General features: G+C 71.2%; 18 protein-coding genes. 4 read left to right on the top strand and 14 right to left on the bottom strand.

Annotation, left to right across the window (positions count from 1 at the left end; translation table 11 throughout):
* Positions 1–7 precede the first annotated feature (7 nt).
* The 6 genes from BLS95_RS46075 to BLS95_RS46050 form a co-directional block, all read right to left on the bottom strand.
* Positions 8–3,043 carry a BTAD domain-containing putative transcriptional regulator gene (locus BLS95_RS46075; protein ID WP_218136314.1) on the bottom strand — a complete coding sequence of 1,012 codons (3,036 nt, stop codon included), beginning with the start codon at positions 3,041–3,043 and terminating at the stop codon, positions 8–10.
* A gap of 387 nt (positions 3,044–3,430) precedes the next feature.
* A complete protein-coding gene (locus BLS95_RS46070; RefSeq protein ID WP_342742830.1) occupies positions 3,431–4,300 on the bottom strand; it encodes a bile acid:sodium symporter family protein in 870 nt (289 codons plus the stop codon).
* Between the two features lie 280 nt (positions 4,301–4,580).
* The gene (locus tag BLS95_RS46065; RefSeq protein WP_090945951.1) at positions 4,581–5,738 is read right to left on the bottom strand and encodes a DegT/DnrJ/EryC1/StrS family aminotransferase; all 1,158 of its coding nucleotides are present in this window, start codon (positions 5,736–5,738) and stop codon (positions 4,581–4,583) included.
* Positions 5,735–6,454 (bottom strand): amidohydrolase family protein, encoded by a 720-nt coding sequence (locus tag BLS95_RS46060; protein WP_090945950.1) that lies wholly within the window; start codon positions 6,452–6,454, stop codon positions 5,735–5,737. Before BLS95_RS46060 ends, BLS95_RS46065 begins: the two co-directional genes overlap by 4 nt.
* Positions 6,451–7,119, bottom strand: a complete 669-nt coding sequence (locus tag BLS95_RS46055) for an amidohydrolase family protein (RefSeq protein ID WP_090945949.1) — start codon at positions 7,117–7,119, stop codon at positions 6,451–6,453. The genes BLS95_RS46060 and BLS95_RS46055 overlap by 4 nt, the downstream gene beginning before the upstream one ends.
* Positions 7,119–9,122, bottom strand: coding sequence for an NHL repeat-containing protein (locus tag BLS95_RS46050; protein ID WP_090945948.1), 2,004 nt, complete (start codon positions 9,120–9,122; stop codon positions 7,119–7,121). Before BLS95_RS46050 ends, BLS95_RS46055 begins: the two co-directional genes overlap by 1 nt.
* Positions 9,123–9,206: 84 nt before the next feature.
* Between BLS95_RS46050 and BLS95_RS46045 the strand changes: the two genes are divergently transcribed.
* The 3 genes from BLS95_RS46045 to BLS95_RS46035 are packed head-to-tail and all read left to right on the top strand — an operon-like array spanning position 9,207 to position 12,630.
* Positions 9,207–9,932 carry an amidohydrolase family protein gene (locus tag BLS95_RS46045; RefSeq protein WP_176993744.1) on the top strand — a complete coding sequence of 242 codons (726 nt, stop codon included), beginning with the start codon at positions 9,207–9,209 and terminating at the stop codon, positions 9,930–9,932.
* Positions 9,929–10,657, top strand: coding sequence for an amidohydrolase family protein (locus tag BLS95_RS46040; protein WP_090945947.1), 729 nt, complete (start codon positions 9,929–9,931; stop codon positions 10,655–10,657). Before BLS95_RS46045 ends, BLS95_RS46040 begins: the two co-directional genes overlap by 4 nt.
* A 44-nt stretch (positions 10,658–10,701) precedes the next feature.
* Positions 10,702–12,630, top strand: coding sequence for a PQQ-binding-like beta-propeller repeat protein (locus tag BLS95_RS46035; RefSeq protein ID WP_090945946.1), 1,929 nt, complete (start codon positions 10,702–10,704; stop codon positions 12,628–12,630).
* A 4-nt stretch (positions 12,631–12,634) separates the two neighbouring features.
* Here BLS95_RS46035 and BLS95_RS46030 read toward each other — a convergent pair whose 3' ends face one another.
* The 5 genes from BLS95_RS46030 to BLS95_RS46010 all read right to left on the bottom strand — a co-directional run bounded on the left by BLS95_RS46030 (position 12,635) and on the right by BLS95_RS46010 (position 17,863).
* Complete coding sequence (locus tag BLS95_RS46030) at positions 12,635–13,528, bottom strand: dihydrodipicolinate synthase family protein (protein ID WP_090945945.1); 894 nt, start codon at positions 13,526–13,528, stop codon at positions 12,635–12,637.
* A 68-nt stretch (positions 13,529–13,596) separates the two neighbouring features.
* Positions 13,597–14,460, bottom strand: coding sequence for a carbohydrate ABC transporter permease (locus tag BLS95_RS46025; protein ID WP_090945944.1), 864 nt, complete (start codon positions 14,458–14,460; stop codon positions 13,597–13,599).
* Positions 14,457–15,323, bottom strand: a complete 867-nt coding sequence (locus tag BLS95_RS46020) for a carbohydrate ABC transporter permease (RefSeq protein ID WP_090945943.1) — start codon at positions 15,321–15,323, stop codon at positions 14,457–14,459. The genes BLS95_RS46025 and BLS95_RS46020 overlap by 4 nt, the downstream gene beginning before the upstream one ends.
* A gap of 54 nt (positions 15,324–15,377) precedes the next feature.
* A complete protein-coding gene (locus tag BLS95_RS46015; protein ID WP_090945942.1) occupies positions 15,378–16,625 on the bottom strand; it encodes an ABC transporter substrate-binding protein in 1,248 nt (415 codons plus the stop codon).
* A gap of 62 nt (positions 16,626–16,687) precedes the next feature.
* Positions 16,688–17,863: a DegT/DnrJ/EryC1/StrS family aminotransferase gene (locus tag BLS95_RS46010; protein WP_218136313.1), complete on the bottom strand. Its 1,176-nt coding sequence runs from the start codon at positions 17,861–17,863 to the stop codon at positions 16,688–16,690.
* A 47-nt stretch (positions 17,864–17,910) separates the two neighbouring features.
* On the opposite strand from BLS95_RS46010, the gene BLS95_RS46005 reads away from it, so the two are divergent.
* Positions 17,911–19,116 (top strand): helix-turn-helix domain-containing protein, encoded by a 1,206-nt coding sequence (locus BLS95_RS46005; protein ID WP_245765692.1) that lies wholly within the window; start codon positions 17,911–17,913, stop codon positions 19,114–19,116.
* 27 nt (positions 19,117–19,143) lie between these two features.
* On the opposite strand, the gene BLS95_RS46000 is transcribed toward BLS95_RS46005, so the two are convergent.
* From BLS95_RS46000 to BLS95_RS45990, 3 genes are all read right to left on the bottom strand, one after another.
* Positions 19,144–20,199: a dihydrodipicolinate synthase family protein gene (locus BLS95_RS46000; RefSeq protein WP_245765691.1), complete on the bottom strand. Its 1,056-nt coding sequence runs from the start codon at positions 20,197–20,199 to the stop codon at positions 19,144–19,146.
* A gap of 58 nt (positions 20,200–20,257) precedes the next feature.
* Entirely contained in the window at positions 20,258–21,265 is a 1,008-nt protein-coding gene (locus BLS95_RS45995; RefSeq protein WP_090945940.1) for an NAD-dependent epimerase/dehydratase family protein, read from the bottom strand.
* 109 nt (positions 21,266–21,374) lie between these two features.
* Complete coding sequence (locus BLS95_RS45990; RefSeq protein WP_090945939.1) at positions 21,375–22,259, bottom strand: Gfo/Idh/MocA family protein; 885 nt, start codon at positions 22,257–22,259, stop codon at positions 21,375–21,377.
* Positions 22,260–22,419: the final 160 nt, after the last annotated feature.

The following is a 22,419-nucleotide window of genomic DNA, read 5'->3' as shown; positions in this document are numbered from 1 at the left end:
GTTGCGATCACAGCTCGGCAAGGAAAGTCTCGGCGCGGCGGGCGAACAGGTGAGACCCGCGTTCGTTGGACCGGTCGCGGGCCTGCTCGGCAGCGGCTCGTACCACTTCGGCCGGTTCGCTGCGGGCGTGAAGCAGGCGCGCCCGCAACAGCAGCACAAGTCCTTCGGCGTAGCGTTGACCGTAGGCGTCCAAGGCCTGGTCCGCCCGGTCGAGAGCGGTGCCCGCCTCGTCCGTCATCCCGGCGGCCAGCCACATTTCGGCGCTCAGCGCGTGGTGGTAGGCGACGCCCCACCGCGGCGGATCGACGAGCGTCCCGGCCAGGAGTTGTTCGGCCTCCGCCGCGATGCCAGCCGGGTCGTCGCCGGTGAGGGCACGGGCCCAGTACCAGTTCAGCCGGATGTAGTGCTCCTGCTGAATGGCGGCGAGGCCGGTGCCCACGGCCATCCAGCGCTCGATCGTGCGCATCACCCAGCCCGCGTCACCGGCCATCGTGGCAATGATCGTGGTGTAGTAGGCCCAGGTCGCCACCGCATAGGAGTCGTCGGGGCCGTTCCACTTGTCGATGATGGTCCCCGCCGTCTCGACGTCACCGTGGAGTGCCGTCACCACGGCATGCCAGCCGGGCCATTCGCCCGAGACGTCACGCCGGATCGGAGTCTCGCTGTGCGAGGAGACCACCCCTTCGAGAAGGGCGGGGTTGTTCGCGGTGAAGCACCGGTATGCCTCGCCGATGTTACCGATGTCCCACTGGTGCAGGCCCCAGGCTTGCCGGCCGTACACCCGGACGACCGGATCGCAGGACGCCTCCCCTTGCTCGTACAGCCGGCGGACCAGCCGGACGCGGTCCCACTCCAGAAAGGTGTAGGCCCCGAACAGACGGGCGAACAGCAGGCCGGCGGCATCGACCTCACGGCCGAGCTGGCGGGCCAGGTGTTCCGCACGCTCCAGCAGATCGAACGTCGTGCCGCCGAACCCGGCTTGCCGGCGCGGGGCGATGGCGAGTAGGGAGAGGGCGGAGAGCTCGAGTTCCGGGAGCCCAGCGGTCCGCGCGATCTGGGCGGCCGATTCCAGGTGCCGATCGGCGGCAGCGAACGCGAGCTTGGTCGCCGCGCGACGACCGGCGCGCTTCAGCGCCTCCACGGTACGAACCGGGTCGGCGAGGGGGCCGGCGGCACACAGGTGGAACGCGAGGCGTTCGATGACGGACTCGTCGTCCGCCTGGCCTTCTTCGAGCGCGTCCGCGACACGCAGGTGCAGCCGGACGGCCCGCAACCGCGCCGTTGTCTCCATGACCGATTCGCGAACCAGGTCGTGCGCGAAGCGCCACGAGAACGGGTCCTCCGGCCCCGTTTCGAGCAGGCCGAGCGCGCGCAGCGGTTCGAGGTGTTCGAGGCAGTCCGCGATGCCGACACCGGCGGCGCGGGCGAGCAGGCCGAGGTCGACGTCGCGGCCGATCAGCGCGGCGACCCGCAGCAGGTCGCGAGCGCTCTCGTCGAGGCCCGCCATCCGATCGCGGACGACGTCTCGCACGGTGGACGGCACCCCGGCCCGGGCGGACGCGTCACCGTCGCTGAGCGCGCCGCGGTCGCTGAGGAGCCGCGACAGTTCGCGGACGAAGAAAGGGTTGCCGGCGGTGCGAACGTGGATGTTGCGGGCGATGTCCGCGCCGGGCTCCTGACCGGTCTCGCGGCGGATGAGCTCGGCCACGTCGGTCAGGCTGAGCGGGCCGAGTTGGATCCTGCGGTGGCTGGGCAGCCGGCTGGCGGCGGCCAGTACCCGCGAAAGGTCGGGGCCGGGTGTGGGTGCGCGGTCGCGAAGGGCGCCGATGATCGCGGTGCCGGTGGGCAACCGGCCCGCCAGATGGCCGAACAGCTGGAGCGAGGCGGTATCGATCCATTGAAGGTCGTCCAGAACGATCAGCGTCGGCCGTTCCGCCGAGGCCTGGCCGATAAAGGTGACCACCTGCTCGAACAGGCGGAACTGGGCGCGGCCGCCGGAAACCGGCGGCGCGGCCTCATCGTCCCGAGATTCGAGGAGGCGGCCCAGCTCGCCGGCCAGCCACTTCTCGCGCGCCAACGCGGGCAGGCTGTCGAGGACAACGGTGAGCGCCTGCTCCCATGGCCACATCGACGGTGTTCCGTCGCCTTCCAGACAGGAAGCCCACACGACGAGCGCGCCCCGCTGATCCGCGGCGGCGGCGGCCTCTTCCAGCAGACGCGTCTTGCCCGCGCCCGGTTCGCCTTCGACGACAGCGAGCCCGGTACGGCCGGTGAGCGCCGCCTCGATGGACTGCCGCAGCACGCCGAGTTCCTCGCCCCGGCCGACCAGGCCGGCCGCCTGCCTCGCCGGTGCACGGTCACCTTCGCTGTCCGTGCTCGTCACCACCGGCGACTCCGGGGACTGCGTCAGCACTCGCAGGTGCGCGGCCTGCAACGCCGAACCGGGGTCGATGCCGAGCTCCTCGGCGAGGCGGTCACGGACCGCGTGGAACACTGACAGCGCCTCCGCCTGCCGCCCAGCGACGCCGAGGGCGGTGATGAGGCCGGTATGTACGGGTTCGTGGAACGGTGCCATCGACGCGGCCAGCTGCAACGGCGGGATCACCCGCTCCGGCCGGCGTAACGACACGGCCAGGTCGGCCGCCGCCGCGCAGGCGGCGTAGAACTCGTCGTCCAGGGCGGCGAAGATCGGCATCGCGGTCGGTCCATAGGACAATCCGTCCGCCGCGGGGCCACACCAGAGGCCGAGCGCTTTGACGTAGTGGTCGAGGGCCACTTCGCGAGCTTGCCGGGCGAGGGCGGCATCGGCGGCTTCGAGCAGTTCCCGGAACGTGACGAGATCCAGCGTCCCGGGGCCGGCGCTGAACACGTAGGCGTTGCCGCGGCGGAGCAGGTATGTACCGGCTGCCCGGGCGGGGACCGCGGGTTCCAGCACCCGCCGCAGTGCCCCGATGTACTTCTGGATGAGATTGAGCGCGCTGGCGGGAGCGTCGTCTGCCCAGATCAGGTCGATCAGTTCCCGCGTGCTGACCGGATGGCCCACGCGCGCCAGGAGCAGGGCCAGCAGCTGCGCCTGCTGTCGGGGACCGACGTGCAGTTCAGCGCCATCGCGCCACAGCCGCAGCGGACCGAGAACCTGTAGACGCAGTGAACCGGCACCGGTCGGCGGACCTTCGCCGTCGGGCTGAACGGGATGGGCGGGCCCAGTCACGCCGACTCCTGGATGGACATGACAGATTGGTCCGCTTGCGACCCGTGCCGGACCGCAGCGTGCACCGAGTATACGGGGCCGGGATGTGTCGCAGAAGGGTCGGTATGGGGGCTGAGCTGCAGGTGTGTGCGACTCCACGCGGCCGGCTCGACGGGGATGTGTGCCGGGCGGGTCACCGCCCGGCGTGGGGCCTTCTGCCGTTCGGCGAACACGTTTGTCTCAGGAGGTCTCCGCGACCGGCCTTCGGGCTCGACGGCTGATCAACCAGCCGAACCCGGTCGCCGTGAAGAACATGACAATGCCGTACACCGCGCCCGGGATAGCGATCTGGGCACTGTTCAACAGCATCGGGCTCAGCGCCACCGTAATGGCGAGCGCGGTGTTGTGGATGCCGATCTCGAACCCGGCCGCGGTCGCCGCGCGGTGATCGACGCCCGCCAGGCGTGGCACGCCGTAGCCGATCAGCAGGCTCACGATGTTGAAAACCAGCGCGGCCAGCCCAACCGAGACGAAATAACCGACGAGATTCTCCCGCTCCGCGTACAGCACGGCGTAGATGACCCCGACCAGGACCACGACCGACAGCACCCGTACGGGGAGGTTGAGCCGCCGCGCCGCCTCCGGCGCCCCCGCGCGTACGAGCATCCCGACCGCGACCGGCACGAGCACCATGAGGAAGACCTGCAGGACCTTGTCGAACTGCAACCCGAGGGCGGCCCCGTCGGACAGGAAGTACCCGGCCGAGAGATTCACCACGATCGGCAGTGCGACCACGGCCAGCACCGAGTTGATCGCGGTGAGCGTGACGTTCAGCGCGACGTTCCCGCCGAACAGGTGGCTGAACAGATTGGCCGTGGGGCCACCGGGCGACGCCGCGACCAGCAACATCCCGACCGCCAACTCCGGCGGAAGCCCGAAGGCGAGCACCACACCGAAGCAGATCGCCGGCAGCAACACCATTTGGCACAGCAGCGCGTACACGGCCGCCTTGGGATACTGGCCCACCCGCCGGAAGTCGTCCAGCGTCAGGCTGAGGCCCAGGCCGAGCATGACGATGCCGATGGCAAAAGGCAGACTGGCCAAGATCAATGATGAGCCCATAGCGGACATTCTCGGGCATAACCTCGGTTCGCTCGAGCACCTCGGCCCTTGAACCTCATCTCACCCACCCAGCTCCCGCGCGCGATACCGCAGGTCAGGAGGGCGGCGAGACACAGAGCCGTGAGCCCCAGCCGGACACGACGCGAGAGTTTCGACGGGGACGACTGCGCCACGGACGACGCGGTCTACCAGCAGCGGCTTTACGAGGCGTTCTACGGTGACGTGGACCCGGGCTTTGGCCTACCTCACCGCCACGAACACGTTTGCCTCACGCCCGGGTGAGGACCTTCGCCAGGGCCTCGGCGAGGTGGGTGGCGCCGGTGAGGTCGTCCATGAGCATGGACTGGCGGACCCAGACCACCTCGCGGGACGCGGCCTCGGCGGCCGGGCAGGGCTCCACACGGGCGCCCGCCTCGGTCAGCGCGGACATCGTGCCGAGCGGCGGGTAGCCGCCGTCGAGGGGCACGCCTTCCGCGGCCATCGCCGCCAGGAGGAACGAGCGGTCGAACGGCACGTGCAGCCGCAGCATGAGCAGGTGGCGCGAGTCGCGGGTGGCGCCCGGCGGCTGCGGGACCACGGTCACAGGAAGCGGCGCGAGTTCGCGTTCGGCCGCGGACGCAAAGGTGTTCCTGCGGTCGATCTCATCGTCGAGCCGGTCCAGCCAGGGCAGCAGGAGGGCGGCCTGGATCTCGGTCAGGCGCAGGTTCCAGCCGACGTGGGGATGGCCGTACCAGGCGCCGTCCAGCGAGCGGCCCAGGTTGCAGACCGACCAGATGGCCTCGTGGGCGGCCTGGTCGCGGCAGACGATCAGGCCGCCCTCCCCCGCCGTCATCGCCTTGCTCGCCTGGAAGCTGTAGACGCCGGCGTCGCCCAGCCCGCCGACCGGCCGGTCGCGGTACGTGGCCCCGTGCGCCTGGGCCGCGTCCTCGACCACGGCCACGTTGTGCCGGGAGGCGATCGCGTTCAGCGCGTCCATGTCGGCGGCGCTGCCCGCGAGGTGGACCGGCAGGATGGCGGCCGTGCGGGAGGTGAGCGCCGCCTCCACGGCGGGCGCGGACAGGTGCAGGTCGGCGACGTCCACGTCGGCGATCACCGGCGTGGCGCCGGCGAGCAGGACGGCCGTGGCGGTCGCCACGAAGGTGTACGCGGGCACGATCACCTCGTCACCGGGCCCGACGCCGAGCCCGCGCAGCGCGGCGAACAGGCCGAGCGTGGCGTTGCCCACGGCCACGCCATGGGAGACGCCTGAGCGACGGGCGAACGCGGCGACCAGGTCCGAACAGGCCGAGCCGCCCTGTGTGGCGCCCCACCGGCCGCTGTCGAGCACGGCGGTGACGAGCGCGCGCTGGGCGTCGTCCATCGGAGGCGGCCACGAGGGCCAGGGAGCGGTGCGTACGGGGGTGCCGCCGTCGATGGCGAGCGTCATGAGAGGTCTCCTCCCAGGATGCGGGCGAGGTTGCCGCCCTGGACGAGTGCGCGGTCGGCGGGGTCGAGCGGGGCGAGGGCGACCCGGCCGAAGCCCATGCGCAGGTCGAGGAAGCAGGCGTCGGAGCCGTAGACCACGCGGTCGGCGCCGGCCAGGCCGGCCAGCCGGGCGATCCAGCGTCCGGTCATCTTGGAGCCGCAGATCTCCAGGTAGAGGTTCGGATGGTCGCGGACGAGCTCGGCCGCGCGGGCGAAGCCGTACGGCCAGAGCCCGGTGTGGCCGAGCAGCAGCGGCACGTGGGGATGCCGCCGGGCCACGGTGACGAACCGCTCGGGGTCGCTCCACGGCGAGTCCGTCTGGCCGTGGGCCAGGACGGGCAGGCCGAGCTCCCAGACGGGGTCGTAGCGGCGGTCGTCCAGAGCGCACTGGTGCACGTCGGGGTGGAGCTTGACGCCCCAGACGCCCTGTTCGGTAAGGCGGTTGCGCTGGTGCGGGTTGTAGACCTGCCACACCCCGAACCTGCCGGGATACCGCTCGGCGGCGGCGAACGCCAGCCGGTTGCCCTCCTCGGCGGCGGGGCCGACGGCGAGCAGGTGGCTGATGCCCATCGCGTCGATGCCGAGGCGGTCCATGAGGCCGATCATGCCGTCGGCCGAGCCGTCGGGGATGAGGAAGTCGGGCCACGGGCCGAGGTGGCCGTGCGCGTCGAGGATCACAGCAGGCCACCTCCCGACGCGATCAGGGCGATGTCGGACTCCGGCAGGTCGAGGTGGTCGAGCAGGAAGCGGGGGCCGCAGTCGTCCATGACGGGGGCGCCGGTGCCGAACACCAGCCGCTGCGCCCCGAAGTGCCCGGCCAGCCATTCGACGCCGCGCTGGGTGTTGACGGTGCCGATCTCCAGCCACAGGTTCGGGATCTCGGCCATGAGCTCGGCGATCGCGCGCAGGCGGCGGTAGCCGGGGTTGAGCAGCAGGACACGCTGGCCCGGCAGTTCCCGCGCGAGGGTGAGCAACTGGCCGGGTGAGGTCTCGTCGAAGTCGATGGCCGCCGTGATGCCGAGCTCCGCCAGCCACCGCAGGGTGGTCGGCCCGGTGAGCTCGAAGCGGTGCCGGACCGGGCAGAGCCTGACCATGGGCACGTCCCAGTCCGGCACGGGCTCGAAGGGCTGCGGCAGCAGCACGGGCACCGGGACGAGCCGGGGGTCGTCGAGGACGGCCAGCGCCTCGTTCCCCGCGCGGGCGTCGGAGTAGAGGCTGAGGGTGTGGGTCACGTAGGCGCGGTGGACGCCCAGCCGGTCCATCTCGGGCCGCGGGTCCTCCGGCAGGTCGTCGAAGGGTACGGGGCCGATGAGCCGGTGGGCGTCCACGATGAGGCCGGGCATCAGCTCTGCGGAGGCACGACGGTCAGGAGAGGGCAGCGCGGGTCGAGGTCGATCCTGGCCAGGTGCCGGCCGCTCAGGGCCCACGCCTTCCATGAGCCGGGCTCGAAGTGGAGCTGCGGGTTGGTGTACCACTCGTCGCCCAGGCCGGTGGCCAGGTGCGTGGCCGTGTCGCTCAGCTCGTAGGCGTTGCCGCCGCCGAAGAACGTGCTGACGAACACCCTGCCGCGGTGCGTGGTCAGCTCGCCGTACCCGGACAGGGTGCCGCGGTGCCTGACGGTCCTGGTGGCCAGGTCGAGGGCGATCCAGGCGCCGGAGTCGCGCTTGTACACGCCGTAGAGCAGCCCGTCGTGCACCTTGATGTCCTGGAAGGTACGGAAGCCGGGGACCGGGTCCACCTGCCACAGCACCGTGCGGGAGGCCAGGTCGAAGGCCGCGACGGACGCCGAGGTCTTCACCGGCGGGGTCCCGCCGCCGCCGAGCACGTCGCCGCCCAGGTACACGATGCCGCCGGCGGAGTCCAGCGAGAGGCTCATCAGGCTCTCCCCCGGGATGACGCCCTCGTACACGTCGATCTCGCCGGTGTCGGGATCGACGATCGACAGCGCACCGTCGAGCTTGGCGCCCAGCGGGGCGGAGGCGACGAGCAGCTTGTCGGTGACCGGGTCGTACTCGATGTCCCATGGCCGCTGCTGGCCGTGGCCGAGGTAGCCGAGGCTGTGGATCTCGTCGGTGCGCAGGTCGATGGAGATGATGTTCCCGCTGGGGTAGATGGCGGCGTAGATCTTGTTGCCGCGGCGCACGAGGTCCTTGGGCTCGCCGGGGACGCGGAACCTGCGCTGCTCGCCGGTACGCAGGTCGCGCACGTCCATGAAGAAGTGGCCGCCCACGTAGACGGCGCGGCCGGGCACCAGCAGCATGCTCTGGGGGCGCTCGGCGCCGCTCGGCAGGCCCGCCTCGATGAGGTCGGTGAACTCGGCCTTGCCGGTGGGCAGGTCGAGCGACCACATGCCGCCGCTGCCGGAGAACCCGATCAGGGTGTCGTCGCCGCTCAGCGCGATCTGCCGGGTCTCGTCGTCCTGCGACGGCGGGTCGGCGACCTTGACGGGCGCGCTGTCGCCGGTGCGGTAGCGGTGGACGGCGCCGTCGGGGCGCGAGGTGCCGTAGACCGTGCCGTCGGGGGAGACGGTGAGGGTGTCGAAGCTGTCGGCGCCGAGGGGGACGAACCGGGCGTCGGTGCCGTCCTTGCGCACGTCGATGAGGGTCGGGCCGCTCACCGCGAGGATCCGGTCGCCGTGGTCGGCGACCACCCCGATGCCCGTGCCGCCCTGGGCCAGCTCTTTGACGGCGCCGGTGGTCCGGTTGATCGCGACGAGCTTGCCCTTGTCGAGCAGGCCGGCGTAGACGTTCTCGGCGTCGGCGGCGACCGCCCTGACGTACCGCTCGCCGGTGGCCAGTACGCCGAAGTCGCGTACGGCGCCGGTGGCGGGGACGTACTCCCTGACCCGGCCGTCGGGGTAGGTGCCGGCGTAGAGGGTGCCGTCGGGGGCGGCGGTCAGCGCCCAGATGTAGCCGCCGTTCTTGCCGAAGGAGGCCAGGTGCGCGACCTCGCCGGTGGCGGGGTCGAACCGGTAGAGGTCGGGCACGGGGTAGGTGCCGACGTAGACCTTGCCGCCCGACACGGCGGTGGCCCAGCCCCCCTCCGCCTCCCCTGCCGCCGGGGCGTCGGGCAGGCGCACGCTCCTGACGACCTTGCGGGTGGCCAGGTCGATCTCGGCCAGTACGGGCGGCTTCTGCCCGCGCGTGACGACGTACGCCTTGCCCTCGTGGACGGCGGCGCCCACGATCGCCCCGGTCACGGAGGCCGGCCCGAAGGTCTCCACCCTGGGCCCGGCGCACGAGGATGTCTCGGATGGGGTGGCCGCCTGGGCCGGGAGCACCGGCGACGCCGGCAGCAGCAGGCCGGCGGTCAGAGCCGCGAGGACTGCGAGGGGTTTACGCGGCACTGCCGCACCTCCACAAGAGCGTGTTGCCCAATTTTGGCCCAGACCGTAATGTGCTGAGCTTGATAAGTCAATGGGAGGCGGGTTGTGACGGTGTTCGACGCGAGCGAACTGGTGGGCGATCTCAAGGTGAGCCTCGACGTGGACGTCCTGGTCGGCGCGTACCCCGATCGCGACGGCCCGCCGGGAACGCCCCGGTCGGTGCTGGACGCCCTGGCGGCGCACGGCATCGGGGCGGGCGCGGTCGCGTCCTTGCGTGCCGCCCTGTTCGACGTGCGCTCGGGCAATGACGAGGTGCTGGCGCTGGGCTCGGCGGTCGTCCCGGTCGGGGCCGTGGATCTGCGCGACCCTATCGGCGCCGTACGGGAGATCGACCGGCTGGCCGAGGCGGGCGTCAGGGCGATCAGGCTCTTCCCCGACGAGCAGGGCGTGGAGGCGGGCTTCCCCTCGGTCCGCCACGTGGCCAGGAAGGCGGCGGGGCTCGGCCTCGTCGTGCTGACCGGCGGGGACGTGCGGCGGTTCTGGCAGCCGTTCGCGGGGCTGGACGCCAAGGTGGTCTTCCTCGACACGCACTTCTACCACCTGGGCGATTTCCTCGTCGTGGCCGCCGACGAGCCCGGCTTCCACACCTCGACCCGGCTGCTCAACTCCCCCGACGCGCTGGAGACCGTACCGGCCGACCGGCTCCTGTACGGCTCCCGCACCCCCCACTACGAGCCGGTCGTCCCGCTGCTGCGCCTGGCGACCAGCGGCCTGAAGCCGGAGGAGCTCGCCGCCGTGGCGGGCGGCAACGCGAGGAGGCTGCTCGGATGATCATCGACGTGCACGCGCACTGGGGCCCCTGGTTCTTCACCATGGACGTGGCCGGCGCCAACCTGAGCGCCATGAACCGGTTCGGCATCGGCCTGTCGATCGTCTCGGCCACCGAAGCGGTCATCTACGACGCCCCCGCGGGCAACCGGGCCCTGGCCGCCTGGCTGGAGACCCAGCCCCGCCACCTCGGCTACGTCACCGTCAACCCGCGCAGGCCGGCGGACGCCGAGCGGGACCTGCGCGCCTATCTGCCCACCGGCAGGTTCGTCGGCGTCAAGATCCACACCGACTACACCGGGTCGCCCGTCTCCTCGCCCCAGACCCGCGAGGCGCTGGCCATGGTCGCGCAGGCGGGGGTGCCCGCGCTCGTGCACACCTGGGGCGCCACGGTGCTGGATCTGGCGCAGGCCTGCCTGGACACGCCGGGCCTGCGAGTCATCGCCGGGCACATGGGCGCCGACGGTTACGCCCACGCCATCGAGGCCGCGAACGCCTGTGACCGGCTCTTCCTTGAGCCCTGCTACTCCCACGCCCCCGCGGGCCGCGTCGCGCGGGTGGCCGCCGCGGTGGACCCTGCCCGGCTGCTCTTCGGGACCGACTCGACGCTCATCGACCCGGCCTCGGCGTTCGGCGCGGTGGCGGCGGCGGGCCTGGACGCGGAGACGGCCGAGCTGGTCGCGTGGCGGAACGCGGCCCGGCTCTTCGGTCTGGACATTACGGCCTAGGCCGTTATAGCGTGCGGCGGAACTTAACAAGGAGTGAGCAGCGAATGATCCCTCGCCGTCGTTTTCTCCAAGCCGCAGCCGCCTCCGCCGCCGCGTTCACCCTCCCCGCCGCTCCCGCACTGGCCGCCCCCCGTGATCCGGAAGGCACGATCACCGACCTGGGCCCGGCCAGCGTCGCCGCCCCGCTGGGCAACGCCGAGTTCGTGGGCGACGTGCTCTACCTGGGCTCGCGCGGCCTGTCGCCCAACGTCGTGGGCGCGTGGGACCTGAACCAGGACAAGGTCACCGCCCACTTCGACATCCCCACCGGCGTGGGCATCTGGGCGATGTGCAAGGTCGGCACCGACGTCTACGCCGGCACCCACTCACGCTCCGACCTCTACAAGATCGACACGCTCACCGGCGCCACCACCCTGCTGGCCCAGTACACCGACAACTACATCTGGACCATGGCCGCCTCGCCCGACGGCAAGGTCTACATGGGCACCTCCGAACCGGGACGCGTCATCGAGTACGACCCCGCCACCGGCACCAGCCGCGACCTGGGCCAGCCCGCGCCCGGCGAGGCGTACGTGCGCAGCATCGAGGCCGACGCCACCCACGTCTACGCCGGCGTCGGCACCAACGCCCACCTCATCGCCATCGACCGGCGGACCGGCGAGAAGCGCGAGCTGCTGCCCGCCGAGGTGGCCGACCGTGACTGGGTGTCCAGCATGGCGATCAGCGGCACGCACATCGCCGGCGGCATGAACTCGCTGGCCGAGCTGCTCGTGGTGGAGAAGGCGAACCCGGCCGCGTACAAGGTCGTCAAGGCCACCGCCCCCGGCGAGAAGTACGTCGTCTCGGTGCTCATCCACGACGGCTGGGTCTACTTCGCCGGCCGCCCCTCGGGCACCTTCTACCGCTACGAGATCGCGACCGGCACGTACGAGGTCCTCGGCGTGCCCTACCCGGAGGCGGCCACCTGCCGCATCCTGGAGCACGGCGGCCTCATCTACGGCGTCCAGGACCCGGGCATCTTCGTCTACGACCCCGCCACCGGCACCACCGATTACGTCAGCCATGTCCAGAAGGGCTTCCGCGCCGCGCCCGAGGAGCCCATGTCCGTGCACTGCGACGGCGAGCACGTCTACGTCGGCGGCAAGGGCGGCTGCGACATCCACGACCTGGCCACCGGTCAGGTCACCAGGCTGGGCATCGCCGGCGAGCCCAAGACCATCATGACCGTCAAGGACACCACCTACCTCGGCGTCTACACCCAGGCCGCGCTCTATTCCCACCGCGCCGGCGACCCCGAGGCCAGGCTGCTCTTCCGCACCGGCCAGAACCAGGACCGGCCGAAGGACCTCGTGCACGACAAGGCGACCGGGCTGATCGTCATGTCCACCCAGCCGGAGCCGGGACACCAGAACGGCTCGCTCGACGTGTACGACCCCAGGACGGGCAGGCTCGACAACTACCGCCCGATCGTCGAGCGCCAGACCGTCTTCTCGCTGACCGCCCAGGGGGGCACCGTCTACATGGGCACCAGCACGCAGGAGGGGCTCGGCGCGCCGCCCGTCACCCCGACGGCCAGGCTGGCGGCGTTCGACCTGCGTTCCCGCGAGGTGCTCTGGGAGATCGAGCCGGTGGCCGGCGCGCAGGCCGTCACGAGCCTGAAGCACACCGGCTCCGCCCTGTACGGGATCACCGACAAGGGCGTCCTGTTCGAGTACGACCTGCGCCGGCGGAAGGTCACCCGCACGCTGAAGGTGTGCGACCGGGGCGGCGACCTCGTGCTGGCGGGGAAGTACGGGTACACCAGCGACGAGAACGCCGTCTACAAGATCGACCTGTCGCGCCTCACGTCGGTCACGCTCGTGGACGGGCTGGCGAGCGACTGGTTCGGCGGCGGCTCCCGGATCAACATCGACCCGTCGCACGACGCCCTCTACGCGCTCAGGGCGCGCAACCTCATCCGCATCGCCATCTGACCGGCTACGAGGCGGCCGCCAGCACCCTGGCGCGTTCGCCGTCGGGAAGGGCGGGTCCGTACGGGTCGTACGCGTACTCCCCGGGGATCAGCCCTTCCTCCGCGGCCAGCCAGGACATGCGCTGCACGTAGCCCTCCATGGGAGCCGTGAACGTGGCCGCCGCCAGCCGGTCGAGCCGCGCGGACGCCTTCTCGAAACCCCGCAGGTCGTCCCCCTCGAACGCGCGCATCACGGCCGCCGTCGTCTCCACCGACGCCGCCGCGATGCCCACCAGCGCCGCCTGGGCGCCCCACAGGAGTGTGGGGGCGAACATGCGGTCCTCACCGGTGATCGCCAGCCGGCCGGCCTCGCGGGTGAGGGCGATCGTCTCCTGACAGCCCATCGCGTCCGACAACAACGCCGTCTTCAGGCCGGCGACGCCGGGGACGCCCAGAATCCCGCGCAGGGTATCGGGCGGGCACGGGTTCGTGTACAGGTCGAACGCGATCATCGGCAGGCCCGTGGCCTCCCACACCGCCTCGTGCAACGCCACCCGATCCCCCGGCTCAGGGAACACCAGCACCCCGTCGGCCCCCAGCTCGGCCGCCATCCGCGCGTCCGCGACCGCGTCCTGCCCACGAGAGGAGCCGCCGACGCCGACGATGACCGGGACGCCGGTGCGAAGGGCGCGGGTGATCACGCCGGCGCGTACCCGCGGGCCGAGGAAGGGGCCGCGGCCGGTGTGGGCGAGGACGGCCAGGGCGTCGGCGCCCGAGGCGGTCAGCCGCCGGAAGTACGCCTGCGCGACGTCGAGATCCACCTCCCCCGCCCGTGTCATGGGCGTCAGCGCGGCGGCGACCAGCCCGCCGCGCAGGCGGTCGCGCAACCCGGCGGCCCGCGGATCGATCGGCGTGCTCATCGTCGCTCCCCTCACCGGACATTCCGGGCGACAAGCGTAGGCCCTTCAGCTCCGGCGCGGGCGGCAGGTCACTTCAGTCCGGTCATCGCGATGCTGTTGACCAGGTAACGCTGCAGCAGGAAGAAGACCAGCAGGCACGGCACCGCCGAGATCGCCGCGGACGACATCAGCATCGACCACTGCGCCTCCTCGGTCTTCAGCACCGTCAGCCCGACGGTCAGCGTCCGCGTGGCGTCGCTCTGGGAGATCACCAGCGGCCACAGGAAGTCGTTCCAGTGCCACAGGAAGACGAACACGCCCAGCGTGGCCAGGATCGGCTTGGTCAGCGGCACCACGATCGTCCAGTAGACGCGCAGCTCCGAGGCCCCGTCCACCTTGGCCGCGTCGAACAGCTCGTCGGGCAGCCCCATGATGAACTGGCGCATCAGGAAGACGGCCTGGGAGTTGGCCAGCGTCGGCACGATCAGCCCCCAGAACGTGTCGGCGCCGTCGAAGTCGGAGACGAGCACGTACAGCGGGATGAGGGTGGCCTGGAACGGCACCATCATGGTGGCCAGGAACGTCCACAACATGGTGTCGCGCCCGGGGAAGCGCTTCTTGGCGAACGCGTAGCCGGCCATCGACGCGGTGAGCAGGATGATCACCACGGAGACGCCCGAGTAGACCAGCGAGTTCAGCGTCCACTCGGCGAACCCGGAGGCGCCCAGGACCTGCGTGAGGTTGTCGAGGGTGAGCGAGTCCGGCCACTGCGCGGGCACGGTCGGCGCGTTCCTGGGCGACAGCGCCACGATGACCATTGCGATGAACGGGCCGAGCGTCAGCAGCGACATGACCGCGAGCAGCGTGTAGAGCGGCCACCTCCGGCCGTGGCGGCGCGGCCTGGCGGCCGGCCTGGCCTGGGCGGTGGCGGGGCGCGCAGCCGTCATCGTCATGTGTTCTCCTTGCCGATGAAGCGGCGCTGGATCAGCGAGACGACCAGCACGATGGCGAACAGCACCATCCCCCAGGTGGCCGCGTAGCCGAACTCCCAGAACCTGAAGCCCCGTTCGAAGATGCCGTAGATGAGGGTGTAGCTGGCCTTGGCGGGCCCGCCGCCGGTCATCACGTAGATCGTGTCGAAGACCTGGAACGAGGCGATCGTCTCGATCACCAGCACGAAGAACAGGGCGGGCTTGAGCAGGGGCAGCGTGATGCCGCGGAAGCGCTGCCAGGGGCCGGCCCCGTCGACCTTGGCCGCCTCCAGGTACGAGCCGGGGATGGCCTTCAGCCCCGCCAGCAGGATCAGCATGGAGTAGCCGAAGCCCTTCCAGCAGGAGACGACGGCCAGGGCGGGCAGCACCAGCTCCGCCCGCTCCATGAAGCCGACGGGACCGAGGTCCAGCTTGGCCAGCACCCCGTTGACCAGGCCGTCGAACTCGAAGATCCAGCGCCAGATGATGCCGGCGAACACGAAGCTGGTCACGTACGGCAGGAACAGCATGCCGCGGAACAGCCCCCGCATGAAGACGATCGAGTTGAGCAGCAGGGCGGTGCCGAGGGAGACGGCCATGACGAGCGGCACGTAGATGACGGTGTACACCAGCGTGGCCCGCAGGCTGGACCAGAAGTTCGGGTCGTTCACGAGCCGCGTGTAGTTGTCCGCGCCGATGAAGCTCCACTCGCCGCCGATGTTCCAGTTCGTCAGGCTCATCCCCGCCGCGCCGAGCGTGGGGAAGATCTTGAAGATCAGGAACAGGACGAGCATCGGGAGCACGAACAGCAGTCCCGTGACCGGATCACGCAGGCGATGGCGCACCGGGGTTCACACCTTTCGAGAGTACGGGCCTGCCGGTTGGCGGCCCGGGTCGGGTCAGCCGCCGCTGGCCAGCAGTTCGTTGCCCTCCTTGGCGGCGGCGTCGAGGGCCGTCTTGGCGTCCTCCTTGCCGATCAGCGCCGCCTGGATGTGGGCCGAGATCATCGCCATGACCTGGCGGGCCTTGGGGTGGGTGTCGCCGGGGAAGGCGTACTGCAGGGACTTGGCGAACTCCTTGGACGCCTCCGACTGGCCGGGGATCGTCACGTCGGTGCGCGGGGAGAAGAAGCCGGACTCCTTGGCCAGCGTCGCGGCCACCTCGGGTGAGGCGATGTAGCCCGCGAGCTTCTTGGCGGCGTCCTTGTTCTCGGAGTGCTTGGCGAGGACGAGGCCGCCGGGGATGCCGAACGCGACCCGCTTGGTCCCTTCCAAGGGCAGGCCGATGCCGACGTTCTCCGCGCCGATGGCGGCGCCGAGCTGGTCGGCGTTGAGCGCCGTGGCCGCGTGGTACATCGCGGTCTTGCCGGCGGCGAGGGCGCCGCCCTCGATGTCGTTGCTCTTGCTGGCGGCGTTCTCCGGCAGGCCGCCGACCGCCTTCAGGTCGAGGATGAACTGCAGGCTGTCGATGCCCTGCTGGTTGTTGACCACCACGCTCTTGCCGTCGGGCGAGAACACGGAGCCCTCGTTGGCCCACAGGATGGGGTAGAAGCTCTGGTTGAGCGAGACCTCGGGCTTGCCGGGGTAGTCGAGGATCGCGATCTTGTTGGCGGCCAGCTTGGGCGCGGCCTCCTTCAGCTCGGCCAGCGTCTCGGGCACCTTGGTGACGCCCGCGTCGGCGAAGAGCTTCTTGTTGTAGATGGGGGCCGTGATCGTCTGGTAGATCGGCACGCCGTAGAGCCTGCCGTTCACGGTCAGCGCGGTGAGCGCGTTGGGCAGGTAGGCGCTCTTGTCGGCCGCGATCACGTCGTCCACGGCCTCCAGCGTGCCCTGCTCGGCGTACTGGGGGATCTGGTCCGGGCCGAGCACGACGAGGTCGAAGCCCTTCCTGGAGGCCAGCGCGGTGGTGACCTTCTCCTGACGGCCGTCCCAGGGCTGCTGGTCGATGGTGACGTCGATGGTGGGGTTCTTGGCCTCGAAGTCCTTCTCGACCTTGTCCCAGAAGGCCTGGTTCTTGGCCTGGTCCGAGATCACGGGATACATCCACAGGGTCACCGCGCTCTTGTCCGAGCCCGAGCCACCGGATCCGCATCCGGCCACCACGACGCTGAGGGCGACCGCGATGCCGGTTGCCGCTATGTTCCTCATCGGCGGCTTTCCTTTCCTGAATACCGGTCCTGACCGAAACCTAGCGATCAGCGCTGAAGTGGTCAATCCCTTGATGACGCCCTTTCGGGACGGCTCGCGACGGCGTCAGCGATGATCTTGACGTGCTCCGACGTGTAGTGCTCGTTCCAGTCGATGATCAGGAGCGTGCTGGAGACCATCCGCTCGGCCTCGGGGCAGGGGGCGGGGTCGTAGTGCTCCAGGGGGTAGCGGGAGGAGCCGTACACGGGCCTGCCCCACAGCGGGGCCCGGTTGAGCGGCTCCTTCAGGTAACCGGCCCGTGCCGGAATCCCGGCCGCGCTCAGGTGCGCGGCCAGCTCGGGCGCGTCGCCGCCGGGCAGGACGAGCGGGAACAGCCACCACGCGTGCCCGTCCGCCCTGGGCAGTCGCAGTGCCGGTCCCTCCAGCGGGCGCAGGACCTCGATGAGCTCGGCGGCGGTGCGGCGCCTGGACGCGACGACCCCGGGCAGCTTGGCGAGCTGGGCGCGCGCCACCGCGGCCTGCAGTTCGGTCATGCGGTAGTTGAGGCCCGGGCTCTCGTGCGAACGCCCCGCGGCCCGGTCCCACCCCTTGTCGGTGAACAGCCGCATCCGCCGGGCCAGCTCGTCGTCGTCGGTGATGGTCAGCCCGCCGTCACCGCAGGTGATGTGCTTCCATTGCTGCAGGCTCAGGGTGCCGACGTGGCCCGCCGTGCCCGCGAACCGGCCGCCCGGCAGCTCGGTCAGCCACGCCTGCGCGCAGTCCTCGATGAGCGTGAGGCCGTGCAGGTCCGCCAGCCGGCGCAGCTCGCCGATTCGGGCCGGCGCGCCGAACAGGTGCACTACCATGATCGCGCGGGTGCGCGGCCCGATGAGCGCGGCCACGGCGCCGGGATCGAGATTGCCGTCGGACGGGTCCACGTCGGCGAAGACAGGAACCGCGTTCTGCGCCAAGATGGGGGCCACGGTCCCGAAGTCCGTGATCGGCGTCGTGATGATCTCGTCACCGGGATCCGGCGCCGCCGCCACGACCGACAGGTGGAGGGCCGCGGTGCCGGAGGAGCACGCGATCGCATGGCGGGAGCCATACAGCTCCGCGATCTCGTGTTCGAGCGCCCGCGCCTCGGTCCCCCACACGGAGTTGAGCATGCCGGAACGGATCACCCGCTCCAGCGCGGCCACCTCCTCGTCGCCGAGGGTGCGGCCCGCGGGTTCGGCCATATTGGGAAAGTGCAGGGTCACGAGATAACCTTTCGGTCGGGACCGTAAAGAGGGAGAAGGAGGCGCGGGTGGGTTTCGTCATCGGAGTCGTCGGCCCGCACGATCTGGTCGACGACGTCGCGGCCACCTGCGAGGAGCAGCCCGGCGTGAGCACGCTGCGGCTCGACTACGACCACGAGTCGCAGGCGCCGGCCATCGTCGAGGCTCACGCGGGCGCGGCCGAGGGCTGGCTGTTCACCGGCGTGGTGCCGTACATGCTGGCCCGTGGCGCCGAGGTGCTCTCCCGCCCGGCGGTGTTCGTCGACTACTCCGGGGCGACGCTGCTCAGCGCCCTGGTACGGCTCCAGCGCGAGGGCCGGGACATCACCCGCCTGTCCATCGACACCCTCTCCCCCGCCGACGTCACCGCCACGTTCGTCGAGGCCGGGCTGCCCACCGACCAGCTCCGGATGCTCGGCTACCGGCCTGAGACCACCTCCAAGAAGATCATCGCCTTCCACCGCCGTTCTCCCGACCACCCGGTGATCACCTGCCTCAGCTCCGTGCACGAGGCGCTGCGCGACGAGATGCAGGTGCTGCGCCTGGCCCCGTCCGAGCACTCGGTACGCGCGGCGCTGCGCCAGCTCCTGCTGACCGCCGAGGGCCAGGTCCAGGAGGACGCGCAGATCGCGCTCGGCCTGGTGGAGGTGGACAGCGAGGAGGGCCTGCTGCGCGAGGCCGGCGCGCTGGGCGGCACGCTGGCCAGCTTCCGCGGCGGCACACACCTGCTGGTGACCACCCGCGGCCCCCTCTACGAGGCCACGGGCGGCTTCACCGGGCTGCCCATGCTGGCGCGGCTGGCCGGTCACAGCAGCGTGGCGCGGGTGGGTTTCGGCCTCGGGCGCAGCGCCGCCGAGGCCGAGAGCCTGGCCCGCCGAGCCCTGGCCAGGGCCAGGCGCATCGGGAACGTGGCCGCCGTGCTGTCCCTGCGCGCCGACACCGACATCGTGCTGGAGTCGGTGATCAGCGCGCCCTCGGGCGAGCAGAACCTGTCGCTGATCGCGCGCCGCGTGGGCCTGTCGGTGCCGACCCTGGAGCGGCTGCTGGAGGCCCGCGACGCGGCCGGCGGCGAGGCGCTGACCACCCGGGAGATCGCCGAGCGGCTCGCTGTCCAGCAGCGCACCGCCCGGCGCATGCTGCACCGGCTGGAGCTGGCCGGGCTGGCCGAGCGCACGGGCAACCTGACCAGCGGATCCAGCGGCCGTCCCCTCACGCTCTACCGCCTCACCCTCTGAGCCGTCCGGCCCGAGCCCTGGTGGAGCTCAGGCGAGCCATCGGTCCAGGCCCTGGGCCACGAAGTCGTCGTCGCGCAGCCAGGGGTAGGAGGCCCAGACGCGGTCGATCTCCGCGAGCTGCCCCGGGGAGAGCTCCTCCTCGGGGTCGAGGCACCAGCGGCCCGCCAGCAGCCCCTGACGGCGCAGCACCTCGTGGATGCCCGGGATGCAGCCGTGAAAGCCGTTCGCCGAGTCGAAGATGGCCGCGTTGGCGTCGGTGAGGTGGCCGTCGAGCCCGAGCAGCCGGCGCACGGCCGCGTCGTCGCCCGACCGGGCGAGCGTGGCCTCCTCCAGCAGCTCCACCGCCCGCCGGACCCAGACCGCCCACTGGCCGAGCAGCCCGCCGACGAACTCCACCTCCACCTGCCGCCCGTCCACGACCACCTTGTGCGAGGTGATGAGGTCGGCCAGGATGTGATCGTCGTTGCCGGTGTAGAGCGCCACCTCACCGACCCGGCCCGCCCGTACGACGCCGTGCAGCACGTCGAGGGTGCGATACCGGTCGAATGGCGCGACCTTGACGCCCACCACGGATTCGATGGCCGCCAGCCGCGTCCAGAAGTCGCGTGAGAGCGGCCGCCCGCCCACCGCGGGCTGCAGGTAGAAGCCGATCACGGGCAGCACCTCGCCCACGGCACCGGCCCGTTCGATCAGCCCGTCCTCGTCGAGCTCCCTGTACGGGCTGAGCAGCACCATGTGGTAGCCGAGCGACCTGGCCAGCTCCGCCTCGGCCACCGCCTGCTCGGTGGGCCCGGTCGCGCCGGCCACCAGCACCACCTCGCGGTCGAACTCCTTCGCCGTGTCCGCGGCCAGCCCGAGCACGGGCGCGAACAGGCCGGTGCCGTGGATGGCGAACTGCGTGGTGTGCACGCCCACCGCCAGCCCGCCCGCGCCGGCTTCGACGTAGTAACGGGTCAGCGCGCGCTGGCGGCGCTCGTCCAGCTTCCTGTCCTCGGTCAGGGCCAGCGGGTGCGCCGGGATCACCAGACCGCGTCTGAACAGGTCGCGCACCGACGTCTGCGCCTCTCTAGCCGTGCCGAGCACGTGGGATCCCCCTTTGTCGTCAGAAGTAAGCACGGGCGTGAGAAGTGAGCACGTGCGGTCAGAAACGCCCATCGCGGCGTTCGAACTTGGTGGGCTTGCCCAGCAGCGGCCCGCCGCCTTCGACCCAGCGCGCCGTGTGCTCGATCAGCTCGGCGGGGGTCAGCTCGGGGTAGCCGAACAGGGCGTGGCACCGGGAGGCGTTCGACAGCAGCGCCGTCGGCGCCTCCTCGCCGGTGAACACCGGCTCCTTGCCGAGCGCCTCGCCCAGCGCCCGCGCCGCCTGCCGCACCGAGATCAGCTCGGGGCCCGTGACGTTGAGCACGTACGGCGGCGCGCCGGCGAGCAGCAGTGAGCGCAGGGTGACCTCGTTGGCGTAGCCCTGCCAGACCACGTTCACCTGACCCGTCGCCAGGTCGATGGGCTCCTCCGCGAGCACCTTCTGGGCGAGGTCCACGAGCACGCCGTAACGCATCTCGACCGCGTAGTTGAGGCGGATCAGCGACATGGGCGTGCCGTTCTTGTCCGCGAAGTGGGACAGCACGCGCTCCCTGCCCAGGCAGCTCATCGCGTAGTCGCCCACGGGCCCGGTGGGCGAGTCCTCGGTGCTGCCGCCGGAGGCGACGGGGACGAGCGGATAGACGTTCCCGGTGGACAGCGCGGCGATCCTGCTCCCGGCGAACCGGTCGGCGACGCGGCCGGGCAGGTACGTGTTGGTGAACCAGGTGGCGTGCTCGCGGCCCTGCGTGCCGAACTTGGCTCCGACCAGGAACACCACGTTGGGCGCGTCCGGCAGGTCGCGCAGCGCCCGCTCGTCGGAGAGGTCGGCGGCGACCACCGTGACACCGTCGTCCCGGAGCGCCTGGGCCACGTCCGGCTCGGAGAAACGGGACACCGCGATGATCCGCCGGCCGTCGTCGGTGGCGTTGCGTGCCAGGCGGGCCAGGCTCGGGCCGAGCTTGCCGCCGGCGCCCAGGATCACGATGTCGCCGTCGAGCTTGCCCAGATCGTCGACGAGCCCGGCGCTCGGCCGCGCCAGCCGCTCTTCGAGTTCCGCTGTCGTCCGCACGCGGTCTCCTCCGTCCGTTATTTACGGTCCAGACCGTAACTGGGCGAAGCTTCGCCTGTCAACGGGGAAGGGGCCGGCGCGAACGACGCCGGCCCCCTGAAACCCTTGCTCAGCAGCTGTCGCGCGCGGAGACCAGCACGTCGAGCACGGCCCTCGTCTCCTGCCACGGCACGGGGCTGAGCGCTCCGCCCACCATCGCGAGGAACGCCTCGATCGTGCCCTCGTACCCGAGCCCCTTGACCGGGTCGTCCCCGCTCTCGATCACGATCGTCTCGGTGCCGTCGCGTTTGTGCAGCGTGACGGCGTACGACTCCGACTCCGACACCCCGAGGATCTCGACCGTGCCCGTGATCCCGTCGTCCCAGCGCAGCGCCATCACCCCGGTGTCCTCCGATCGCAGCGTCGCATAGTGCCGCCGCGCCCCTGCGGCGCCCACCAGCCGCACGTCCGGGCCCAGCAGCGCGACCAGCAGCTCCACGCCATGGATGCCCATGGTGACCATCGTCCCGCCGCCCTCCCCCGGCGTGTCCTGCCAGGCGTTGTAGCCGGTCGCCCAGAGCCCCACGTCATGCCGTACGGTCGCCCGCACGGCCAGCACATCACCACGATCCACCCGCACGCCCGCGAAGGCCGGCGCGAACCGCAGCACCGACCCCGACAGCACCCGATCGTGGATCGGCAGCCGGTCGAGCCGCTCCAGCTGGGCCCGGCTGGCGGCGGCGGGCTTGTTCACGAAACAGGCGACCCCCGTCTCCAGCACCCTGGCCAGCGCCTGCGGGACCTGCGGGTTGGGCACGGTCAGGACCACTCCGTCGGGGCCGCCCGCCAGCACCTCCTCCAGGCTGCCCGCCACCTTCACCCCCGGATGTTCCTCGGTGAACCGCCGCAGCCTCTCGGGATCCTGCTCCCACACGATCAGCTCGGCATGGCGGGACAAGGTGCGGGCGTCAGTATAGGGATGGCTGGTGGCGAGGCCCGCGAGTGCGATGCGCACGGTCTGTCCTCCGTGTCTTCAGCAAACGACTACGACAAACTCCGCCATCATGGCAGGGCCATTCCTTGACGACGTTGTCTCGGGAAAGGCCGCGTGGGAAGTGGACACCCTGCGCCTCCAGCATGCGACCGCTCACCAGGCGCAGAGCTGACGCGAAGGA

The organism is Nonomuraea jiangxiensis (assembly GCF_900099965.1).
Taxonomy (GTDB): domain Bacteria; phylum Actinomycetota; class Actinomycetes; order Streptosporangiales; family Streptosporangiaceae; genus Nonomuraea; species Nonomuraea jiangxiensis.
The sequence above is the reverse complement of the archived record's forward strand: the minus strand, read 5'-3'. Positions and strand labels throughout refer to the sequence as shown.

Coding starts and splice junctions, on each gene's coding strand:
- BLS95_RS46065 (WP_090945951.1), bottom strand. CDS start 5,738: ATGACGCTCGCCATCGACGGCGGCACCCCCGTACGCACCGCTCCCTGG.
- BLS95_RS46055 (WP_090945949.1), bottom strand. CDS start 7,119: ATGCCCGGCCTCATCGTGGACGCCCACCGGCTCATCGGCCCCGTACCC.
- BLS95_RS46040 (WP_090945947.1), top strand. CDS start 9,929: ATGATCATCGACGTGCACGCGCACTGGGGCCCCTGGTTCTTCACCATG.
- BLS95_RS46035 (WP_090945946.1), top strand. CDS start 10,702: ATGATCCCTCGCCGTCGTTTTCTCCAAGCCGCAGCCGCCTCCGCCGCC.
- BLS95_RS46030 (WP_090945945.1), bottom strand. CDS start 13,528: ATGAGCACGCCGATCGATCCGCGGGCCGCCGGGTTGCGCGACCGCCTG.
- BLS95_RS46025 (WP_090945944.1), bottom strand. CDS start 14,460: ATGACGATGACGGCTGCGCGCCCCGCCACCGCCCAGGCCAGGCCGGCC.
- BLS95_RS46015 (WP_090945942.1), bottom strand. CDS start 16,625: ATGAGGAACATAGCGGCAACCGGCATCGCGGTCGCCCTCAGCGTCGTG.